Consider the following 1,401-nt stretch of genomic DNA (forward strand, 5'->3'; position numbering starts at 1 on the left):
CGCTATCAGGGCGCCGGCTCCTCGCTCATCAACCCGACGAAGCTCGACAACGCGCTCGACGCGATCACCGAGTACGCGGGTCAGGCGAACGTCGCGTTCGCGGCCGGCTTCACGACCGACGGTTCCGACGGTGCCGCCCTCGTCGCCCCCGCCGTCGAGCTCGCCGGGTCGAAGGACGTGGTCGTGCTGTTCCTCGGCCTGCCGGGCTCGTACGAGTCCGAGGGCTTCGACCGCGACGACCTGCACCTGCCGGCCGAGCAGCTCTCGCTGCTCGCGGCCGTCGTCGCGGCGAACCCGCGCACGGTCGTCGTGCTCGCCAACGGCGGCGTCGTCGAACTGCCGTTCGCGGGTGACGTGCCCGCGATCCTCGAGGGCTGGCTCGGCGGCCAGGCCGGCGGATCCGCCATCGCCGACGTGCTCTACGGCACCGTCAACCCCTCCGGTCGTCTCGCCGAGACCATCCCCGTGAAGCTCTCGGACACCCCCGCGTACCTGAACTTCCCGGGCGACTTCGGTCACGTGCGCTACGGCGAGGGCCTCTTCGTCGGCTACCGCTGGTACGACGCCCGCGACGCCGAGGTGCGCTACCCGTTCGGTCACGGCCTGTCGTACACGACGTTCGGGTACTCCGACCTGTCGGTGGCAGCGGATGCATCGGGGCTCACGGTGCGCGTCACCGTGACGAACACCGGCGACCGCGCCGGTCGCGAGGTCGTGCAGGTCTACACGGGCCTCGCCGCCTCGGGTGTGCAGCGTGCACCGCGCGAGATCAAGGCCTTCGCGAACGTCGCCCTCGAAGCCGGCGAATCGCGTCAGGTCGAGATCGCCGTGCGCAACGAGGATCTCGCCTATTGGGACATCCGCGTCGACCGCTGGGTCGTCGAGCCCGGCGCCTACAGCGTCGAGGTCGGCGCGTCGAGCCGCGACATCCGTCTCAGCGCCGTCGTCGAGGTCGAGGGCGAGAAGCTGCGAATCCCGCTCTCGCTCGAGTCGTCGATCGCCGAGCTCGCGGCCGACCCGATCGCCGGGCCGATCGTCATGCAGGCGATGGGCTCGTTCGCGTCGGGCATGGCCGACACCGACATCTTCGACGAGGGCGGCCTCGACAAGATGATGGCGTCGTTCCCGATCGGCAAGCTCGCCGGCTTCCCGGGCGTTCCCGTGACGCCCGAGCAGATCCAGCAGCTCATCGACCTGTCGAACTCGCAGCAGGCGTAGCCGACCGCAGCGGAACCGAACGGCCGTCCCTCACGAGGGGCGGCCGTTCGTCATCTCCTCGCGTTCGAAGTCGCCGGCCGGCGCGGTGGGCAATCGCACAGGCACGACGGCGAGGATGGTCCGATGACCGTGATCGCGCCGCCCGAGCCCGCCGCCGGCGGCCCCTCGACGCCTCAGCCGACC

1 protein-coding gene is annotated in these 1,401 nt (G+C 70.9%); it reads left to right on the forward strand.

The window, feature by feature from the left end; translation table 11 throughout:
• On the forward strand, nucleotides 1-1,218 hold a 1,218-nt coding region (locus tag ACFWWU_RS37205), incomplete at its 5' end, for a glycoside hydrolase family 3 C-terminal domain-containing protein (RefSeq protein WP_384153621.1).
• Nucleotides 1,219-1,401: the final 183 nt, after the last annotated feature.

The organism is Streptomyces sp. NPDC058650 (assembly GCF_042717315.1).
In the GTDB taxonomy this organism is placed as follows: Bacteria; Actinomycetota; Actinomycetes; order Streptomycetales; family Streptomycetaceae; genus Streptomyces.